Here is a 3,730-nt window from a genome sequence, read left to right as displayed (position 1 = left end):
TAGAGTTTAAAAAGCAAGGGCGTTTGGCTCAGCGGGAGAGCGCTGCCTTCACACGGCAGAGGTCACTGGTTCAAATCCAGTAACGCCCACAAGGTCAGAGGCCTAGAATCACCAAGTTAGGGGTTCTAGGCTTTTCTCGTAAGTGCAAGGTAAGTGCAAGGTGACGATAATTAAACCGAGATACAAGGATTTATTGGGGATCAAGGTTCAATCATGTGTCATATTTAAAAACGCGCCATTCACGCTATAAGCCCATTTAGTAAAAACAGCGGCAATGAGCTAACACTTCGCATGCAGAGCATGGGAAGAGACGAGCTGCTTGTCATTATGCCACCTGATGAGCGACTCGTTCGTGATCTTCTAATGTATAAACGATATATCCGCGATACTTAAAGATTCGCCGGAGGGGCGTTCGGCAGCGATACCACGACCTTACCCGAAGCCGAACAAGCGGTATTGTAATGGAGTAAGAACTGTGAACAGACTCTGTATCTTTATCAGCAGCGCCCAGAAAGAGTTTGCCGAAGAACGCCGAGAACTGAAGGCGTACCTTCACGGCGATCCATTATTGCGCCGATTTTTCGAAGTCTTTCTGTTCGAGGACATACCCGCATCCGACCGCCGCGCTGATTCCGTATACCTTGATGAGGTGGATAGCTGCGACATCTATGTCGGCTTGTTCGGTCAGGACTATGGGTATGAGGATGCGGAAGGCATCTCACCCACCGAGCGCGAATTTGATAGCGCTACGGCTGCGGGCAAACCGCGCCTAATTTTTATAAAAGGCCAAAACGACGACACCCGCCATCCCAAGATGCGCGAGCTTGTTCGCAAGGCAGGCAAACAACTTATACGCCGCCGTTTTACCGACCTACCGGAGCTGACATCCGCGCTCTATGCCAGCTTGGTCGAGCACCTGGTGCGAATTGCGGTCATTCAAGAAGGACCATTCGACGGCTCCGCGTGCCCGCGCGCGACATTTGAAGATCTCTCCACCGAGAAGCTGGATGAATTCTTGGCGCGCGCCCAGAGCAATCGCGGCTACCCATTGGGCCCCGGAACAGCAATGCGCAAGGCCTTGACCCATCTCGACCTTCTTGCGGGGAAACACCCCAGCCATGCGGCAGTCCTGCTCTTTGGCAAGTTGCCGCAACGATTTCTGGTCACCTCGGAAGTCAAATGCTTGCATTTCCATGGCACAGAAGTACGCAAACCGATTCCGTCGTATCAGATATATAAAGGCAATGTATTCGAGCTGGTAGACCAGGCGTTGGATTTCGTGATGTCTAAAATAGCTCGCTCGGTCGGTACCCGGGAGCAGGGGCCGCAAGCCCCGGTCGAATACGAATTGCCGCGCGAAGCCGTAGGCGAAGCCATCGTCAACGCTATCGCTCATCGCGATTACACCAGCAACGCTAGTGTGCAGGTCATGCTCTTTGCCGACCGGCTCGAAGTATGGAACCCCGGTCAGCTTCCGGCCACCTTAACTTTGGCTTCATTGCGTGTGCCGCATGCTTCCATTCCACACAACCCATTGCTTGCCGGACCGCTGTTTCTTGCCGGATATATCGAGAAGGCAGGCACGGGAACCTTAGACATGATCGCTCGCTGCGCCGAAGCCGAATTGCCCACACCTGATTTTCGTCAAGATGGCGGACAGTTTGTGCAGACGCTGTGGCGCCCGGTTCCGCAACAAGTCGCAGGGGAAGTGATCGAACAAGTCGGCACTAAGTCGGCACTAAGTCGGCACCAAGTCGAAATTCTCGAAAAGTGCCGTGAAGAGACCGCGTTAGTGGATCTGATGGTAATAGCCCAACGATCCGACAGAACCAAGTTCCGGCACCAAGTTCTCAGCCCATTGATTGAGGACGGCCTGATTGAAATGACCATTCCTGACAAACCGCAGAGCAGCAAACAGAAGTATCGACTAACAGAAAAAGGCCGAGCCCTACAGTCGCAATTGGCTTATAAAAAGGAGCAGGTATGAATCAGCAAGAACCTCTAGATTTTGGAGATGGCCAACCGCAAGCAAGCAAAGGGCCGGTGATCTGTCTGGGGCTGCCCTTCGACAACGACGCGGAGCGCCGTACATATTTTACCGAAAAGCTTCGCGAAAAACTGCAGGACTCGGCGTTCCGCAAAATCGAGGGATTCCCAATCGGCTCCGACGAGGACATCCTCGCCTTGAGCGATCCGCCGTATTATACAGCATGCCCGAACCCCTGGATCGCCGATTTCATCCAGGAGTGGGAAGCGCAAAAGCCAGCCAAACCTGAGCTGGCCGGGTTTCTTTGGACAGATAAAAGCAATTCTTAAGTGATAAACCGCTCAGGCTAAACCGCTGCCGGTAATTGCTTCAATGTAGCAAAGTAAACCTCATCCGGCGTTAGATCGTCAAGACCTTGATGCCGACGCCTTTGATTGTACAGTGTAAAGTATTCTTTAAGGTATTCTTTAAGCTCGCTTCTTGCCTCAGAAATCGATCCGTATGCCTTAATATACACCTCCTCGTATTTGACGCTTCTCCATAAGCGCTCGATAAACACGTTATCCGTCCAGCGTCCCTTGCCATCGGCAGTAGAGTTATGTCGGCGCACCAGACGTGGTTGGCCAGGACAATATCAAGCCCTTTAAGAAGATAGGGGTAGCGCTTGTGCGCCGGATTGGGCTTCGACGTTCTCGGCTTGGGATAGAGCGCTTCTATGCCCATCTTCTTCATGAGCGTTACCATATGGCCCCGGCCTGTCTTTTTAAACCCTCTGTCTCTTAGAGACCTGGTTCCCGAATTGTCACCGGTGGTGCGCGTGGCGGCAATGTCTGTCGTCTAGGGGCCGGGTCGAATTATTTTTACCATCCGAACTTCCAGACATCCTCAAGTCGCGGCTCAATCACTTGGCGGTACAGTCTATTATATTAAGCCCCCGGCCTGCGCCGATTAAGCCAAATAGGGCAGTTAACAGCTATTTTATGGTTTAATATTAGGGGAAGTGCTTGTATAATGGGCTTATGCTTTTAACTGAAAACGAAAAAAGAGACATCATAAAATACTTGGAGGCCGATAAGCCGTTACCGGACAAGTATCGTTTTCTTTTATTTGAGGATAAACGAGAGGTTGACCATGATTCGTTTCCTTCATACCAGCGACTGGCAATTGGGTATGACCCGCCGCTTCCTTTCGGAAGAGGCCCAGGCGCGCTATACCCAGACGCGGTTTGATGCCATTCGAACAATGGGCCGCATTGCCAATGAAAAACAATGTCAGTTTATTTTGGTGTGCGGCGATTCCTTCGAGTCAAACCAGGTGGATCGTAAAACCGTAGCACGGGCAATCGAAGCGCTCAGAGAGGTGTCGGTCCCTGTTTATCTCCTTCCCGGTAATCATGACCCTTTGAATGCGGCATCCGTTTACCACTCCAGCACTTTCGTAGAAAAGAAACCGGCTCATGTCCAGATCATCGGGGACACGGCTCCTGTTCAAGTGGGCGAGGGTTTCGAACTGGTAGGCGCCCCTTGGCTGTCTAAACGGCCGAACGGCAACCCAATTGTTGATTTGCTCAATGCGCTTCCTACGGCAGGGAGTATAAAGCGTATCTGTGTGGGGCATGGTATTATTGACATATTTACTCCAGATAAAGAAGCAGAAAATGTGATTGCGGTTTCCAAGCTTGAAGCCGCAATTTCGGAAGGCAAGGTTCATTTTATAGCTTTAGGCGATCGCCATTCCCTCACG

3 protein-coding genes, 1 tRNA gene and 3 pseudogenes are annotated in these 3,730 nt (G+C 51.5%); 6 read left to right on the top strand and 1 reads right to left on the bottom strand.

Going from position 1 to position 3,730, the window contains the following annotated elements; genetic code table 11:
- Window positions 1–17 precede the first annotated feature (17 nt).
- The 4 genes and pseudogenes from COY37_RS06680 to COY37_RS06670 all read left to right on the top strand — a co-directional run.
- Window positions 18–89, top strand: a tRNA-Val gene (locus tag COY37_RS06680).
- Between the two features lie 148 nt (window positions 90–237).
- Window positions 238–393: a hypothetical protein gene (locus COY37_RS12065; protein ID WP_502692919.1), complete on the top strand. Its 156-nt coding sequence runs from the start codon at window positions 238–240 to the stop codon at window positions 391–393.
- An 82-nt stretch (window positions 394–475) separates the two neighbouring features.
- Window positions 476–1,987, top strand: a complete 1,512-nt coding sequence (locus COY37_RS06675) for a DUF4062 domain-containing protein (protein ID WP_286678901.1) — start codon at window positions 476–478, stop codon at window positions 1,985–1,987.
- Window positions 1,984–2,277, top strand: a pseudogene (locus COY37_RS06670) (DNA methyltransferase); the annotation flags it as partial. The gene COY37_RS06675 and the pseudogene COY37_RS06670, both read left to right, overlap by 4 nt.
- Window positions 2,278–2,333: 56 nt before the next feature.
- On the opposite strand, the pseudogene COY37_RS12060 reads toward COY37_RS06670, so the two are convergent.
- Window positions 2,334–2,573, bottom strand: a pseudogene (locus tag COY37_RS12060) (integrase core domain-containing protein); the annotation flags it as partial.
- A gap of 433 nt (window positions 2,574–3,006) precedes the next feature.
- Here COY37_RS12060 and COY37_RS12055 point away from each other — a divergent pair.
- Together COY37_RS12055 and COY37_RS06660 are read left to right on the top strand one after the other, a co-directional pair.
- Window positions 3,007–3,117: pseudogene (locus COY37_RS12055) on the top strand (adenine methyltransferase); the annotation flags it as partial.
- A gap of 1 nt (window position 3,118) precedes the next feature.
- Window positions 3,119–3,730: metallophosphoesterase family protein (locus COY37_RS06660; protein ID WP_286976907.1), on the top strand; the 612-nt coding region annotated here is incomplete at its 3' end.

The sequence above is a fragment of the Candidatus Aquicultor secundus genome (genome assembly GCF_002791875.1).
GTDB lineage: Bacteria > Actinomycetota > Aquicultoria > Aquicultorales > Aquicultoraceae > Aquicultor_A > Aquicultor_A secundus.
This window is presented reverse-complemented; position numbering and strand designations above follow the sequence as displayed.